17 protein-coding genes are annotated in these 14454 nt (G+C 62.4%); 4 read left to right on the forward strand and 13 right to left on the reverse strand.

Annotated features, from left to right (window positions below):
- Positions 1–144 precede the first annotated feature (144 nt).
- On the reverse strand, positions 145–1155 hold the full coding sequence (locus tag K359_RS0124380; RefSeq protein ID WP_029081681.1) for an AraC family transcriptional regulator: 1011 nt from the start codon (positions 1153–1155) through the stop codon (positions 145–147).
- A 158-nt stretch (positions 1156–1313) separates the two neighbouring features.
- Between K359_RS0124380 and K359_RS0124385 the strand changes: the two genes are divergently transcribed.
- Entirely contained in the window at positions 1314–2459 is a 1146-nt protein-coding gene (locus tag K359_RS0124385; protein WP_029081682.1) for an alkane 1-monooxygenase, read from the forward strand.
- Between the two features lie 63 nt (positions 2460–2522).
- Here K359_RS0124385 and K359_RS0124390 read toward each other — a convergent pair whose 3' ends face one another.
- Positions 2523–3644, reverse strand: a complete 1122-nt coding sequence (locus K359_RS0124390; RefSeq protein ID WP_051346343.1) for an L-dopachrome tautomerase-related protein — start codon at positions 3642–3644, stop codon at positions 2523–2525.
- Positions 3645–3794: 150 nt separating this feature from the next.
- Between K359_RS0124390 and K359_RS52850 the strand changes: the two genes are divergently transcribed.
- Both K359_RS52850 and K359_RS0124400 read left to right on the forward strand, forming a co-directional pair.
- On the forward strand, positions 3795–4187 hold the full coding sequence (locus K359_RS52850) for a helix-turn-helix domain-containing protein (protein ID WP_035977000.1): 393 nt from the start codon (positions 3795–3797) through the stop codon (positions 4185–4187).
- Between the two features lie 13 nt (positions 4188–4200).
- Positions 4201–4863, forward strand: a complete 663-nt coding sequence (locus tag K359_RS0124400) for a hypothetical protein (RefSeq protein ID WP_029081684.1) — start codon at positions 4201–4203, stop codon at positions 4861–4863.
- A 12-nt stretch (positions 4864–4875) separates the two neighbouring features.
- Here K359_RS0124400 and K359_RS0124405 read toward each other — a convergent pair whose 3' ends face one another.
- The 8 genes from K359_RS0124405 to K359_RS64575 form a co-directional block, all read right to left on the reverse strand.
- The gene (locus K359_RS0124405; protein ID WP_156928645.1) at positions 4876–5652 is read right to left on the reverse strand and encodes a hypothetical protein; all 777 of its coding nucleotides are present in this window, start codon (positions 5650–5652) and stop codon (positions 4876–4878) included.
- A gap of 198 nt (positions 5653–5850) precedes the next feature.
- Complete coding sequence (locus K359_RS0124410) at positions 5851–6222, reverse strand: hypothetical protein (RefSeq protein ID WP_029081686.1); 372 nt, start codon at positions 6220–6222, stop codon at positions 5851–5853.
- Positions 6223–6464: 242 nt separating this feature from the next.
- Complete coding sequence (locus K359_RS0124415; RefSeq protein WP_029081687.1) at positions 6465–6758, reverse strand: hypothetical protein; 294 nt, start codon at positions 6756–6758, stop codon at positions 6465–6467.
- A gap of 229 nt (positions 6759–6987) precedes the next feature.
- Positions 6988–7410, reverse strand: a complete 423-nt coding sequence (locus K359_RS52855) for a zinc-ribbon domain containing protein (protein ID WP_035977001.1) — start codon at positions 7408–7410, stop codon at positions 6988–6990.
- A 367-nt stretch (positions 7411–7777) separates the two neighbouring features.
- Positions 7778–8071: an HdeA/HdeB family chaperone gene (locus tag K359_RS64560; protein ID WP_084518493.1), complete on the reverse strand. Its 294-nt coding sequence runs from the start codon at positions 8069–8071 to the stop codon at positions 7778–7780.
- Between the two features lie 25 nt (positions 8072–8096).
- Entirely contained in the window at positions 8097–8381 is a 285-nt protein-coding gene (locus tag K359_RS64565) for an HdeA/HdeB family chaperone (protein WP_223974847.1), read from the reverse strand.
- A gap of 267 nt (positions 8382–8648) precedes the next feature.
- Positions 8649–9725 carry an alkyl sulfatase dimerization domain-containing protein gene (locus tag K359_RS64570; protein WP_063618947.1) on the reverse strand — a complete coding sequence of 359 codons (1077 nt, stop codon included), beginning with the start codon at positions 9723–9725 and terminating at the stop codon, positions 8649–8651.
- A complete protein-coding gene (locus K359_RS64575) occupies positions 9718–10734 on the reverse strand; it encodes an MBL fold metallo-hydrolase (protein ID WP_063618948.1) in 1017 nt (338 codons plus the stop codon). Before K359_RS64575 ends, K359_RS64570 begins: the two co-directional genes overlap by 8 nt.
- Before the next feature lie 310 nt (positions 10735–11044).
- Between K359_RS64575 and K359_RS0124440 the strand changes: the two genes are divergently transcribed.
- Positions 11045–12250, forward strand: coding sequence for a LanC-like protein (locus K359_RS0124440; protein ID WP_035977002.1), 1206 nt, complete (start codon positions 11045–11047; stop codon positions 12248–12250).
- A 92-nt stretch (positions 12251–12342) separates the two neighbouring features.
- Here the strand turns inward: K359_RS0124440 and K359_RS0124445 are convergent, their stop codons facing one another.
- From K359_RS0124445 to K359_RS0124455, 3 genes are read right to left on the reverse strand one after another with little or no spacing between them, the layout of a single operon-like run.
- Positions 12343–13488, reverse strand: a complete 1146-nt coding sequence (locus K359_RS0124445; protein WP_198031176.1) for a serine hydrolase — start codon at positions 13486–13488, stop codon at positions 12343–12345.
- Between the two features lie 25 nt (positions 13489–13513).
- On the reverse strand, positions 13514–14086 hold the full coding sequence (locus tag K359_RS0124450) for a DUF1700 domain-containing protein (protein WP_029081692.1): 573 nt from the start codon (positions 14084–14086) through the stop codon (positions 13514–13516).
- The gene (locus K359_RS0124455) at positions 14083–14412 is read right to left on the reverse strand and encodes a PadR family transcriptional regulator (protein ID WP_029081693.1); all 330 of its coding nucleotides are present in this window, start codon (positions 14410–14412) and stop codon (positions 14083–14085) included. The genes K359_RS0124450 and K359_RS0124455 overlap by 4 nt, the downstream gene beginning before the upstream one ends.
- Positions 14413–14454 lie beyond the last annotated feature (42 nt).

The following is a 14454-nucleotide window of genomic DNA, read 5'->3' on the forward strand; positions in this document are numbered from 1 at the left end:
ATGATCCTGGCAATGCTCGTGACAGCGACCGCCGCGTCATTGTGCCACGGCTGAAACAATACTGCCCATCTTCATCGGCCGAGGCGCCCAGCCTCCAACCAGATGTGTTGGGCTGACGCGAACCGCGCCGCACGCCATGATCCGCTAGCCCCGCACGCCCCTCGCCGCAAACCAGCGCCGGCACGCCCGGCTGAAACTCGTCGCATCGGTGTAGCCGAGCGCGGCTGCCATCTCGTCGCGGGATTGGGTGCCTGCCGCGAGCATCACCCTCGCGCGCTCGCGCAGCACGGCGTCGAGCAGCGGGCGGAAGGCGCCGCCCCCCTCCGCCAGCCGCCGCACCAGCGTGCGCCGCGAGGTGCCGACGAGGCGCGCAGCTTCCTCCTCGCCGAGCCGCTGCGGCAGGCGCGACGCAATCAGGTTCTCCACGATCCGTGTCAGCGCCTCACTGTCCGAGCGCGGCTTCTCGATCGTCTCCAAGGCTTCGATCGCCTTGGCGTGCAATTCCGGATCGGCAAACGGCGACGGTCGCGCGCACAATTCTTTCGGCACATCGAACAGGAAGGCGGCCGCGTTGAACTTCACCGCGCAGGCATAATGCGGCACGAGCCGCTCGGCGTCCGCAGGCGGCGCCCAGGGAAATTGCAGCGTCGCCTGGCCGATCGCATCCTCGAGCAGCTGCGTGTACACCGCGTGCACGTTGAGGCTGACGGCGAGCGCCACGGCGTGCCACAGCGCGTCATCCATCGCCACCGCGGGAGAAATTTCGATCTGGATCGCGCGCGCGGTGCGGCGCAGCCGGTTGCGGATGAAGGGCGCGCGGGTCGATCCGAAGCGCGCGCCGGTGATCAAGGCATCCTCGATGGTCGGTGCCGTCCGGGTCGCGACGTCGAGCGCTCCCTGCAGCGATGTCGACCAGACCGCAGCGGCCGACAACGGCCACAGCTCGCCATGCCGGCGGGTGATGTTGGCGGCCAGCACCACCAGCCCCGACACCGGCATGTGCGCACCCGGCTGGTCGAGCGCCTCGAGCCGGATCCCCGTGCCCTTCAGCAGCTCGTCGCGCTCGCCGCGCGTCTTGCCGAAGGCGCGGACCAGCGCGCGTGCATAGCTCACGGTGACCGGCGCGCGGAGGGCATCTGTGTCAGATCCCTGCATGGTGTCGGCGGCCTCCCCGGGCTGTCTGACGAAATGGGCTTGGCGCAAAATGCCACAAATTTGGCCTGTTGTGAACTGGCGGCGCAGGCCCGCCTCGCGGCATTCTTGATGCAACAACGGCGAATGCCGACGCGACGCGAGATGCTGGAGGGAATGCGATGATCTTCACGGGCACCAATGCCGCTGGCGAAACCATCACCTATCGGGACGGCAAACGCTATCTGTGGATGCTCTCGTTCATCCCGCCGCTGATCCCGCTATTGTCCTACTGGCTGTTCCTGCGGACACACAATCCGCTGGTGACGCTGATCCCCTTCGTCTTCATCTTCATCCTGATCCCGCTGCTCGACGTCCTGTTCGGCGAGGACACCCACAATCCGCCGGCGGAGGTGGTCGCCGCGATGGAGGCCGATCCGTATTATCTGCGGCTGGCGCGCTTCACCGTGGTGTTTCCCTGGGTGAACTACGTCGCCCTGATCGCCTTCTTCGGCACCCAGGAGCTGCCGTGGTGGTCCTACGTCGCGCTGCTGCTCGGCGTCGGCACCATCAATGGCGGCGCGCTCTTGATCGGGCACGAGCTCGGCCACAAATCCGACCGGCTCAACATCATGTTCGGCACGCTCGCCAATTGTGCGGTCGGTTACGCCCACTTCCGCGTCGAGCACAATCGCGGCCACCACACCTGGGTCGCAACGCCCGAGGACCCCGCCAGCGCGCGGTTCGGTGAATCGATCTATGCGTTCGCGCTGCGCGAATTGCCGGGCGCCTTCAAGCGCGGCTGGCGCAATGAGGCCGAGCGGCTGACCAGGCGCGGCGAACCGGTCTGGTCTGTCAACAACGAGATCCTGCAGGGTTTTGCGCTGACATTCGTGGTCGCGGCTATATTGATCGCGCTGTTCGGCTGGAAGGTCGCCCCCTTCATCGTCGCGCATCATTTCCTCGGCTGGTATGCGCTGACCCAGGCCAACTATGTCGAGCATTACGGGCTGCTGCGCGAAAAACTGCCGAACGGCCGCTACCAGGCGGTCGAGCCGCGCCACTCCTGGAACACCAACCACATCGTCTCGAACCTGATGACGTTCCATCTGCAACGTCATTCCGATCACCACGCCAACCCGATGCGCCCCTACCAGTCGCTGCGCGATTTCGACGACATTCCGCGGCTGCCGAACGGCTACACCGGCATGTTCGGACTGGCGGCGATCCCGCCGCTCTGGTTCCGGGTGATGGACCCGAAGACACTGGCCTGGGCCGGCGGCGACAAGAGCAAGCTTAATCTGCGCGACCAGCCGGCGAGTTCGTGATTGCAACTGTCGCCCGGCCTGCAAAACAGGCCGGGCGTCGTCGTCAATGCGCTGCGCCCGCACTCATCGCGACACGTAGCCGGCCGCGAGCGGCTTGAAGCGATAGATCAGATACGGAGCCTTGTTCTCGCCCTTGCCGCCGTGGAACATCGCGGCCGCGGAGATCTGCGACGCCGATACGTACATGTAGCCGTCCGCGGACGCCGTGATGCCGTCGGGCCAGACCATCTCCGCATCGCTCAGATAGGTGCGATATTTGCGATCGGCGCCGATGACGCCGACCGACTTGCTCTCGACTGCGGTCAGATAAAGATTGCCGGCATAGTCGATCGAAAGCCCGCCATTGTTCGGCTTGTCTGAATAGCGCTCGACCTTGGCGCTGAGCTCGGGTGGCGTCAGCTTCTCGTCGTTGAGATCGGCAACCCGCACGCGGTAGATCGAGCGGCCGCTGAGCGGCGCGAAGTAGACCCATTCCGACCTGACATCCATGGTGATCCCGTCACAGCCGACCTTGATGATCGATGGCTTGCCGTCCTTGCCCGACACCGTGAGATCCTTGCCGTCCACCGTGATCGGCAGGTCTTCGGGGATCGTGGAACGGTCTCCGTCAAGCACGCGCCTGGCGCGCCCGGTGTCCATGTCGATGATGATGATCGCGGCATGCGATCCGTCGCCGCCCGGGCCGATATTCTCGTCGGCGATGTAGAACTTGCGATGCTTCTGATCGATCACGATGTCCTGCGGCTGCGATCCCGTCCGCGTGACGGGATCCGGCATGTAATAGATGCGCTCGAGCCGGTCGCTGCGCGTATTCCATCCTACCAGTTTTGGCGTGATGTTGGTGCGGAAGCCCATGTCGATGATCCAGACCACGCCATTCTCGTCCGAGCGGAGCCCGAGCACGTTGTCGAGATACTGATCGGTGCCCTTCCGCGGCGTATTCCACTCTGCGCTCGGAAACGGCTGGAATGTCGTCGGCGACGTCAGCTTCGCGACCCTGATCTCCGGACTGAAGAACGGGTGATGGCTGAAGATCAGCTGGTTGTCCGGCGTGATGGCGATGTTGCCGACCGACTCGGGCAACCGCGCCACGATCTCGGCACGGACCGCCGGCTCGTCCGCACGCGCAACTGATAGCAATACGTTCGCCGTCATCGCGGCGATCAACAAAATCCCTCGCTTCACGCGGGTCCCCTCCCTGTTGCCGTTGATGTGTCGTTGCACGCCGGACCGGCCTTGATCGGCAAGGTTCGGCTTTGCGGGACCAACGTTGCGCGCTAAGTTGGGCGCTGACAATTACGCACAGGAATGTCCGGTAGTATCAGGGAGTGAACCATGAAGGGGCGCGATGCGAAGAGCTATGATTGTGCGGCCGGCTGCCCCGTCGAGGCGACGCTCGATCTGATCGACGGCAAGTGGAAGGCCGTGATCCTCTATCACCTGCTCGGCGATACCATCCGATTCAACGAACTCGGGCGGCGGCTGTCGCGGATTTCACAGCGCATGCTCACGCGGCAGCTTCGCGAGCTGGAAGCCGCTGATCTGATCCACCGCGAGATCTATCCGGAGGTGCCGCCGCGCGTCGAGTATTCGCTGACGGCGCGCGGGCGTTCGCTCGAACCCGTGATCCACTCGCTGTGGAGCTGGGGCAACGCCTATCTCGAGGAGCGAGGCGCTGCGCCGCGCGCGCTCAACGGGGCGTCAGCCTCGGCACAACGCGCCGGGTAGAGCGGAGCAGCGCATGCCGCGGACGAACCTGCTCAACTGGGCGGTCCGGCGCCTGGTGATCTGGCTACTCGTGCTCGGCGGCGGATATCTCTTGGTGTTCGGCGGATCGTCGACGTCCAAGCCGATCCGCAAGAAGATTTCGATCGAGGTGGCGACACCGAACGGCACGGCACGCGGCGCATCCGTGATCGAGATGGTCCACTCGCATGCACCATGGTGGTACCCGGCCGCGGTGAAGGGCGCGACCTCCGAGCGGGGCGAAGCGCCCTACGCCGATCTTGGCGGCAGGCGCTATGTGTTCGTCACCATCAACAACCAGCTCGACGAGAGACCGATCTCGGAAAGCCTTCTGCCGGAATCGATACAGGCCGATGGCAGCTTTCAAGCGAACAGGACGCCGATGATCGTGACCTTTGGCGATATCGAGGATCCGAACACGATCCGGAAGCTCGAGCCCGGCGCATTCGAGCGGGCGTTCGGATCGGGCTATCGTTTGGTGAGCCTAACCGCGACCGATACGCAGGATCCGCCCACCAACGGAACGCTGGCGCAGAAATTTCCGGTGCTGCATCGGCAGCTATCGATGCCGACCCGGCAGCGCGTGCCGCAGCCCTATCAGCGCGGCGATCTCCGAGTGATCAACTGGCGCGCCTTCGAGACGCCGCCAACACCGTGAGCCCTGTGTAGTCTACGCTGACCGCCGCTTCATCGCGCCGATGCCGAGGAATGAACCGTCGACGGACGGATATTGGCTGGTGAATTCGAACGTATCGAAGATCGGCGCTTCGAACTCCTTGAGGGCCGTCCAGAGCAGCGTCGTATCCGGACAGGCCTGGGAGTGGACGTCGTGATGCACGATGATCCTGGCGTGGGCGCGGACCAGCAGATGGTCCAGCATCGCACCGCGCAGGCTGTGATCGCCGTCGATAAAGACGAAGTCCGGCTTCACCCGATCGACATAGGCACTGACGACCGGCGCGGTGGAGAAGGCCTGAAGATAGACCGGCTCGATCTCCGCCCGCTCGCGCAGCAGGTCGAAATAGGCCGTGATGAACGGTGTCGGATCGATCGGATCGACCGCGATCACGGTCTTGAGGTCGGCGCCGCTATTCCGGAGCCACTCCGCAACCAGGATGAACATGCCGCCCCAGCGGCAGCCGATCTCCATGTACGATGAGACGCCGGACGCGTTGCGCGCGAGCCAGGCCAGATACGGCGCAAGCTGGCTCGGATACTGCCAGAGGTGCAGGCCCTTGCCGAAGCTCGCCGACAATTCCGGCGGCTGCTCGCGCAGCAGCTCGTCGTTGAGGCCGAGCGCGGGGATGAACTCCCGCTCGAGGAATGCCACGTCGGTACGCTCTGCTGCGCTCAGTCCGGCGATCGCATCGACTGCCTCACCGACGGAATCGGAGAGATCGGCAAAACGCTGATATCGGTCGGCTTGAGCCTGCGGGACGTTGAGCATCGGCACCATCAACTCTGACGGAAGGGCAAGAGGAGACCGCAGCTGATGCGCCCCCGATGGTTGAACGGCGAGCGCCTCCGTCTCGGGCGCAAAATCTTGCGCTCGGGCCGCAAATATTCCGCCTGGCGTCCCGTGCATTTACGGGAAACCCGCCAACCCACATTCGGGTCGCGCCGGGCGCGCAGCCACGCAGCGCCTTTAACTGCTCGGGATCTTGCGCCGCACCGCCTCCAGGCCGGCGTCGGTGACGCGATATCTCCGCCCCACCTCCGGGATGATCCAGCCCTTGTCGATCATGCCGGCTAGCGTGCTCGGGCCGACCCCCGCGGGAAACGGCCGGCGATGTTTGATCGCGTCGATCGCGACCCGCTCGAGATGGGTGGCGACATGCGACGGGCGGGCACGAAACGCCTTGGCGATGATGAGAACCGACAGGACCTCGGCGCGCCGGCGCACCGCCGACGCGCTGCGGGTTAGTTCGTTGCTGATCTCGAGAGCATTCTTGCCGGCCCCGGCGAGCTGGCGGAGCTTCTCGTCCTCGTCCGAGCTCCAGCGCCGCACGATCCCCATCTGCCCCTCACCGCCTGGATACCCACCTCAAACAAAATGCATACGCAGGCGGCGCTGATTTGCCATGTGACTTTCGGCACCTCTTGAGGTGACGTTCGAGCTATCGCCATCAAGAGGGCCGATCGCGATGCCGCGCGCTGCGGCGCTCAGAGCATGATCCGATTGATCGGATCTTGCTCTGGTCCCTTTGTTTGGTCGCATTTTCTTGACGCGAACCGGTGCCCACTTCGCTGGAAAATGCTTCAGTGCTTGCTGGGTTCGAGCGTGATGAGCACGCCGGTCGGCTCCGGCTCGTGCGGCCGAAGCGACGTCAGCTCCGGATCGCTCCACTCGGCGAGACTCACGACCTCGCCCGTCTGCCCCGGCTTGTCAGAGGTCTGCGCCAGTTCGAGCACCTTGAGTCCGCTGGTATCGACGAAGAAGGTGTGCTCGCCGAACACGCTGTTCAGTTGCGCCACCGCCGGATGATCCTCCGGCAGCACCTGGGCGTTCAGTTGCGTCATGGTCTGCTTGACTTGCGTGGCATTAAGCTTCATCCGCTGCTCCTTCTTGTTGGTTCCGGCCTTGACCGGTTTCCCTGGCTGGCTTCCTTGGTTGGTTTCCCTGGCTGGCTTCCTTCCCGCCCACGCCCCTCGTTCGGGGGCTTCGAAGTCTCGAACCGATCAGGCAACGAAACGTTCCGCACGCGCGACGCATTGACCGCGGGCGTGCGGGTTCCATGTCCATCGATGCGGGAAGCACGGCTTGACGTCACGCATGCGCCCTTCACGGCGCGGAAGGCTTCTTCCTCGCAAGTCCTTCGAGATGCACGCGGCGCGCGGCGGACTTGCGTGCGCGCTCCCTGGTGCGGCAGGCCCGACAACGCACGGCCGTGGTGAACACGTCGCCCTTGGCGGTCTCGTACCACCATTTCTGCTGCAACGGAGTCCACACCTCGGCAACGCCGCAGTCCTTGCACACGAACGGCTCCGGTCGATAGGTTCCGCGCTCGACGAAATCGGGGATCGAATAGCTGTTCGACGGCGCCAGCTCGCTCGTCACCACTGGAACCTCGCCGCGCGCCAGCGCAATCTTGTAGTCGCGAAGACGGCGCTGTTCGGCGGCACGCTGCGCCTGCAGGCGACGCCATTCCTCGGCCTTGCGCCGCTTGGCGTCGATCTCTCCGCGCTTCTGCTTGCTGCTTTTCACGGCGCACACATCCAGGCCAATGCCCTATGGCGCATAGCGGAACCAGGGCGTGTACTCTAAATCCGCGATGTCCGCTCCCCCAACGGCGACGCGGAAGCGGACATTGCACAAAGTCCGAGACGGGCAAGAAGCCGACATGCTGCGGTTTATACCGTGACGTCCGCTTCACCCCCGACACCGGACTTTCGATAGCCAGTGCGGCACGTCCGAAAAGGGCCAAAAGGAGACGTACTGAAGCGACGCACGGTTATGCGAGCAACGATAAGGAGGCGGTTGCGCAGTTCCCGTGGCCCGTTCAACTCTCGGTCGAGGCGTGGGAATATCGCCGGCTAAGGCTCCGGCGGCGACGCCCGTCGGGGTTCACAATCTAGCTGGCACTTTTTTGAATGGCGGTTGGCAGCGTGTCGGATTTGTGCTTTTTGCAATAGGCCGCAACCTTTTCCGAATTCTTTTGCAAACGGTCGTAGTCCAAGACATTATTTTTTGCGGCCGCGTTATAGTAACCGCTCATGAAATACCTTACGAAATCCCGATCTGCTGAACCGTATCCTAGCCAATTTCCACAAGTGATCTTGTTCATGTCCAGCCTGATCTGAGCCGCGGCTGGCGCTGAGGCCGCGCCTATCAAAATCACAGAAACGACAAAAGTCCTGCATCTCATAACGATCCTCCAAACTCTCGAGCCGTCAATTCTTGCCTACCGATTGTTGCAAGCCATACATAACGCTTTCCGCTGGATGGTATTGGCACCATGCCTTTACGTTGGCGATATTTTGTTGATGCAAGGCAAGATCCACAAAAGTCCTGCTGTTCTGATAACTGAACCAGCCGCTCATCCAGGCAGAAAATTTATCCGACTGTGACTGCGGCATAGCGAGATATTGGCTACATATGATCTTGCCCATATCAATGGTTACCTGCGCATTCGCAACGATCGGAACTATCGAGACAGCAAACGTCAGACTGATCAATCTACATCTCATCGGGGTCGTCCTGGATGCTGATCTACCCGGGATTATGGAGAGCACTGCGGCCACAACGACGCAAGAAAACGGAGTGTCGCGCCCGCTCATGTTGATCTAGATCAACAGAAGTCCGCTTGGGGTCAAAAGCCGACCACGACACTCGCTCGACCTTGGCCAGCTTCCCTCCCGGCAGCGGACATTACGGCATTCCGAGCAAACGTCAGCTAAGGGCCAATAGCAGCCCTTCCAGCGCCGCGCCAGCGCAACAGGTTTTCAGTCGTAGTCGACGAGATCGCGAACCTCAAAGGGCTTTGGCCCGAGCGTCGATGCCTTCGTGGCGGTGCCAGGCAGAATCTCGAAGTCAGGCGTGAACTGAACAAGGATGGCGCGCAGCCGGTCGAATCCACTCCGATCGCCCTCGAATCGCGCTTTGCCGGACGCGAGCAAATCGTCGAAGGACGCTTGACCCATCATCACTTGATTGAGATCGGAGCGATCGACGGTAACTGTCAGATCCGGGTTCTTCGCCTGGAAGCCCTTGATGTTGGTGAGTGTCGCATTGCTCATCTCGATCGCGTGCTGCTCGCCGTTATCTGGCGTGGCGAGGTTGATGGTAAACCGAATCCCATCGGCCTTTTTCGGATCCATGCTAATGCCAATGAAGTCGAGCCACTGTTCGGTGGACATCGCGCGCACGACGTCCGGTCCTGTGCTACGTGGGGGAACGCCCCCCGGGAGACCGTTGCGCAGTTCAAAGGCACCTTGCAGGAAGCCGTTGCGCACGCTGGTACTCTCCGCCCGGTAACCGAGTTGCTCGTACGCATCGGCGAGCAGCCGCCGCGCTTGCTGGTTATGCGGCTCGGCGAAGACCAACTTGTTCAGGATCTCGGTCGCAAGTAGATACTTGCCCTGCCCCAGCAATTCCTCGCTCTTCGCGACGATCTTTGCCGGGCCGCCCATCATCTCCACATACAACGGCGCCGAATCCTTCGGCGATAGGGGGATTAGATTGACCGGATTGCCGTCATAGTGCCCGAGGAACCGGTTGATAACTGCCCGTGAGTTATTCTGCACGTCACCGTGATAGCTGCGCACAGCCCATTGGTCGCGCAGGCTCTTCGGCACCTCGTACACGTTGTGTATCTCGTTGAGGGTCACCCCCCGATTAGCGTAGTGCAGCGCCTGGTTATTCAGGTTGGCATAGGCATCGCGTTGCGCGCGCAGGACTTCCTGAATACGCGCGTTACCCCAGCGCGGCCAGCTGTGTGACGCGAACATTACATCGGCCTCTTGCCCAAATTTGTACAGCGCTTCGTTGATCTCCTTCGACCAGTTCAGGGCGTTACGCACCCGCGCGCCACGCAGCGTGTAGGATGTTATGGACGGTGCCGGTGATGATTTCCGACGTCCAGAGGGCTTTGAATTGCGGGAAGTAGGTATTCATCTCGACCGGCGCCTCGGTGTCCGGCGCGTTCTGGAACACCATCTTCACGCCGTCGAGCGTAATCTCCTCGATGTTCTTACCCACCAGCCGGTTCGGCGCAATCAGCCCGGTGTTGCCGTTGGCCACGTTCTTTCCGATCGCCTGATCGACATGGCCATGCGGTCCGCGTTGCAGCAGCACGGCGTACTGCCACTGCGTGCGCCGCGACATCGCATTGCCAGCCAGCACGTTCTCGGCGATCGCCTCCTGCAGGAAACCTTCCGGCGCAATCAACATCACCTTTCCACTGGTGGCGTCGGCCTCGTCGACGACTCCGCGTACCCCGCCAAAGTGGTCGACGTGTGAGTGTGAGTAGACGACCCCCACGACCGGACGCTTGCCGAGCTTGTCGTTGATGAACTCGAGCGCCGCCCGTGCGGTCTCCTGCGCCGTCAGCGGATCGAAGACAATCCAGCCAGTATCGCCTTTGATGAAACTGATGTTGGCGAGGTCGTAACCGCGCACCTGGTAGATGCGGCCCGGAACCACTTCATACAACCCGTAGGCCATGTTCAAAACGGCCTGCCGTTGCAGCGACGGATGGATGCTCTCAAAGTCCTTGCCGGTCAACAGCCAGCCGTAGCTGGCCATATCCCATGCAACGTGGCCAGCGTCGGCCATGATCTTCGTGTAGGGAGGCTCCGCGATGAACCCTCGCTTCGCTTCGTCGAAATCGCGCTTGTCCGCGAACGGAAGTTCGGCCTTCTGGCCATTGCGCAGTTCGATTGTGAACTTCGACGGTGGCTTTCCAAGCGGGTCGAAGTGCTGGGCTGCACTCGCGCCGCCGTCTGTTGGAATCAACGAGGCGCCCGGGGTTTGGCCATACGCGTCAAACGACAACAAACCCGCAAACAATACCGACAGCCCGATCAGCAATTGAACGCTTCTTGTCATTGATACCCCGCTGATGCTGTGATAGTTGGCGCCGAATAGACAAAGTAAGGGCATACCGGGTTGTACCGGTTGATCTAAATCAAGGTCGTCTGCTTTGGGTCAAACTCGGAAGTCGGAACGCGCAACCGTGAGGTCCGCTTCACCCCCGACACCGGACTTTCGATAGCCAGTGCGGCATGTCCGAAAAGGCCATCTTCGGAAGCATTGTCGCATTGACGCGATGACCAGTTCAGCACGATGATCGGGCATTAAAGCGTGCGAAAGGGGCCGCAGCATCCAAGGATATTCCCTGATGATCTACGAGGCCGCGCGTCACGAAGCCCTCAATGGGTCAAGTTGGAACGAAGCGACTTCACGCGAATACATTCAACGCATTGCAGCCGACGCCGACGCAACGTTTTCTCGCCGCGACCTATGGCCAACACATCCGCTGGAGGAAGCCCGTCCGGGCACTCGCTTTCATAATTTATATGTTGGCGCGGGTGGTGTTGCGTGGGCGCTCAACCACCTGAGGCGTATCGGAGCCATTGTCGATCATCCCGATTTTCAGGAAGTAATACCTGAATTAAGGGAGGCCAACCGCGCCCAGATCGAAGGCGGACGGTGGCGCAGCCACGGCGCCGACGGCCTTCTGATCGGTGACGCTGGACTGCTTCTAGTTGCAGGCCGATTGGCGGGGCTGAACACCGTCGCAGATCAATTGGGAGCCGCTGTTGATAATAGTAAGGACAATCCCGTGCGTGAATTTATGTTTGGGTCTCCGGGGACAGCAACCCTATCACTCGCGCTGTTTGAGGAAACCGGTGATGACATTTGGGCGTCGCGGTTTCGTCGCGATATCAGGCTTCTGTGGGATCGGCTTGAAACTTGCGAGGGCGCGGATTGCCTGATCTGGGAGCAAAATCTTCAAGGGCATAAGGCGACACATCTAGGCGCAGTTCACGGCTTCGCGGGAAATGCCTTTCCTGCGTTGCGCGGCCGACATCTCTTGCCCGAGAACGAACAAAAACAATGGCTGGATTGCATTTCTCGCACGCTGCGGGCGACGGCATTGCGCGAGGGGGAGTTGATCAATTGGCCGCAATCGGTTGGCAAACATCGACCGGGCCGCACCGCAATGCTGATGCAGCACTGTCATGGTGCGCCTGGCATTGTGAACACCATGGCTACCTTTCCGGGCCCAGCCATTGACGATCTCTTGACTGCGGCTGGCGAGACGATCTGGCAAGTTGGCCCGCTGAAAAAAGGTAGCTGCATCTGTCACGGCACGGCTGGAAACGGCTTTGCGTTTCTCAAATTGTTCAAGCGCACCGGAAGAGAGATGTGGCTGGATCGTGCTCGACAGTTCGCGGCCCACGCAATAGGCCAGTGTGAGGCAGCAAAGCAGCAGTATGGTCAGTACCGCTACACGTTGTGGACCGGCGATCTAGGGCTTGCGATCTTCCTCTCAAAATGCATTGAAGGCGACGATCTTTTTCCAACCGAAGACTTTTTCTAGCCAAGCATCCAATTTCCGCTGTGAGTCAAAACCGGCAATGCTCTGGGTGAGCAAAAATGTCTGCCTAGACCCCAAAGCCGACGTCCGCGTCGTTATGGGTGCGCGGCCAAAATGCCGGGCAGCACCACCTCATCGATGATGGCATCATTGATGCGCCGCTGTTCGGCCGACGGCTTGTCATAGTTGCCGCAGCATTGCGCGACGACAAGGTCGAGCGCGGGGAATACATAGAGGCGCTGACCGCCCCAACCGATGCCGGCGGCCCAGCGTTCGGGATGCGGCAATACTGCTGCGAAGGACGCGCCGAGATACCATTGGTAGCCGTAGCGGCCGCCATTCTCCATCACGACCGCCGGCGCGAGCACGCGCGTCAGCCAGTCGCGCGGCACGATCTGCCGGCCGCCCCACGCGCCGCCGGCGCGCACGAGCTCGCCGATCTTCAGGAGGTCGCGCGGCAACAGGCGCAGGCCCGAGGCCGCGCGATACTGGCCGTCGCCCACCCCCTTCGCCCAATCGACAGGACCAAACCCCAACGGATCGAACAGCACGCGGCGGCAATAGGCCAGCAAGTCCTCGCTGGTGCCGTTCGAGATCAAGCGCCCCAGGATCGCGGTCGCGCCGCCGCAATAGGTCCATTTGGTGCCGGGCTCGGCAACAATCGGCCGCTCCAGGATGAAGCGGAAGCGGTCGGGCGCCGCCTCCATCGCGATCTCCGAGTTGCGCAGATCGTCGCCATAGGGAACGGTGAGTTCGTCCCATTCGAGGCCGAGCGTCATCGACAGCACGTGATGGATGGTGATGCGGTCGCGGCCCACCTGGCGCGCAAGATCGGCATATTGCGGAAACTGGTCGTACAGCTTCGCCTCCGGCGGCGGCACCTTGCCGGCGGCAAGCGCAATGCCGTAGGCAAGACCGATCACGCTCTTCGATACCGAACGCAAATCGTGCGGCACATCAGGGCCGAACACGACGTTGGCGAGCGGCCCGCGGCCTTCCGCCTCATCGTCCCCCTTGCCGTAATGCTCGAACACGAGCCTGCCACCTCGGCTTACCAGCAGCGCATGCAGGCCGCTGATCGTGCCGGCACTCTCGGCCTGCGTCAGGCGACGGGCGATCTCCTCGGCCGTTGGTTGCGCTGACGCGACCCGCGGCGCGATCAGGCTCGCGCCAAGCCCGGCCAGGACGCTGCGGCGATCGAGCTTTATCGTTGGATTGAGATTCTGCGGCATGTGCATCATCGCCATCCTCCCGATGCCGGCATCGTCAGCCGGCGTGCTGTTCGGGTTTGAGCAATCGGTAGTGCAGGCGCGCATAGCTGCCGAGCTTGCCGATCGCCGCGTTGACGGCGAACAGCAGCAGCATCGCAATTCCGGCGCTGGCGGAGATCAGGCCGATGCCCGCCACCGCGCGCAGCACCAGCTTGGCGATCGACGCGACCGCGGCGAGCTTGAAGACGCTGACCAGGAGCCCGATCCCAACGATGCCGAGCACGAACATCACGAGGCCGAGGATCAGCACGGTGAGCAGCGCCGCGAACAGCAGCGGCAGCAGGAAGAAAATGTCGACCGCGGCAAGCCCGCCGAGCGCCAGCAGCGCTGAAGCTGAATTGCGCAGGCTGTGGTCATCCTCCCAGCGCCGCAGGCCGGTCTCGGTGCGCAGCTCACGCGCCAGCCGCGAGGGATCGCCGAGCGCGACCGCGACGTCCTCTTCGCTGCGTCCCGCCGCAAGGCCCTCGTCGAAATAGGCGCTGTAATCGTCGAGGATGTCCTCGGCCTCGCGCGCCGGAAGGCCGGCCAATCCGTCGGAGAGACGTCGCAGGAAGACGGCCCGGTTCATTTGCGCTCTCCGAGCAGCTGATCGACCGCGTCCGTGAAGGCCTGCCATTCGCGCTTCTGGGCGGTGAGTGCCGCGCGTCCCGCCGGCGTCAGCCGGTAGTATTTCCTCGGCGGACCGCTGCTCGACTCGACGAGGCGCGTATCGACCAGCCCGTCATCCTGCATGCGGCGCATCAGGGGGTAGATCGTGCCCTCACCCATGCCGATGCGTGAAGCGAGCGTGCTCGCGATCTCATAGGCATAGCTTTCGCCACGGGCCAGCAGCGCCAGCACGCACATCTCGAGCGCTCCCTTCTTGAGCTGAACCTGGATCGTCGATTCCGCCATCGAACTCCTGCGGGTGTTGGGTGCTATATATAGCAAGGTACC

The organism is Bradyrhizobium sp. th-b2, assembly GCF_000426785.1.
In the GTDB taxonomy this organism is placed as follows: Bacteria; Pseudomonadota; Alphaproteobacteria; order Rhizobiales; family Xanthobacteraceae; genus Bradyrhizobium; species Bradyrhizobium septentrionale.

Excerpts from the sequence above, each read along its gene's own strand:
- K359_RS0124380 (WP_029081681.1), bottom strand. The coding sequence starts at position 1,155 with ATGCAGGGATCTGACACAGATGCCCTCCGCGCGCCGGTCACCGTGAGC.
- K359_RS0124385 (WP_029081682.1), top strand. The coding sequence starts at position 1,314 with ATGATCTTCACGGGCACCAATGCCGCTGGCGAAACCATCACCTATCGG.
- K359_RS52850 (WP_035977000.1), top strand. The coding sequence starts at position 3,795 with ATGAAGGGGCGCGATGCGAAGAGCTATGATTGTGCGGCCGGCTGCCCC.
- K359_RS0124400 (WP_029081684.1), top strand. The coding sequence starts at position 4,201 with ATGCCGCGGACGAACCTGCTCAACTGGGCGGTCCGGCGCCTGGTGATC.
- K359_RS0124405 (WP_156928645.1), bottom strand. The coding sequence starts at position 5,652 with ATGCTCAACGTCCCGCAGGCTCAAGCCGACCGATATCAGCGTTTTGCC.
- K359_RS0124410 (WP_029081686.1), bottom strand. The coding sequence starts at position 6,222 with ATGGGGATCGTGCGGCGCTGGAGCTCGGACGAGGACGAGAAGCTCCGC.
- K359_RS0124415 (WP_029081687.1), bottom strand. The coding sequence starts at position 6,758 with ATGAAGCTTAATGCCACGCAAGTCAAGCAGACCATGACGCAACTGAAC.
- K359_RS64560 (WP_084518493.1), bottom strand. The coding sequence starts at position 8,071 with ATGAGATGCAGGACTTTTGTCGTTTCTGTGATTTTGATAGGCGCGGCC.
- K359_RS0124440 (WP_035977002.1), top strand. The coding sequence starts at position 11,045 with ATGATCTACGAGGCCGCGCGTCACGAAGCCCTCAATGGGTCAAGTTGG.
- K359_RS0124445 (WP_198031176.1), bottom strand. The coding sequence starts at position 13,488 with ATGATGCACATGCCGCAGAATCTCAATCCAACGATAAAGCTCGATCGC.
- K359_RS0124450 (WP_029081692.1), bottom strand. The coding sequence starts at position 14,086 with ATGAACCGGGCCGTCTTCCTGCGACGTCTCTCCGACGGATTGGCCGGC.
- K359_RS0124455 (WP_029081693.1), bottom strand. The coding sequence starts at position 14,412 with ATGGCGGAATCGACGATCCAGGTTCAGCTCAAGAAGGGAGCGCTCGAG.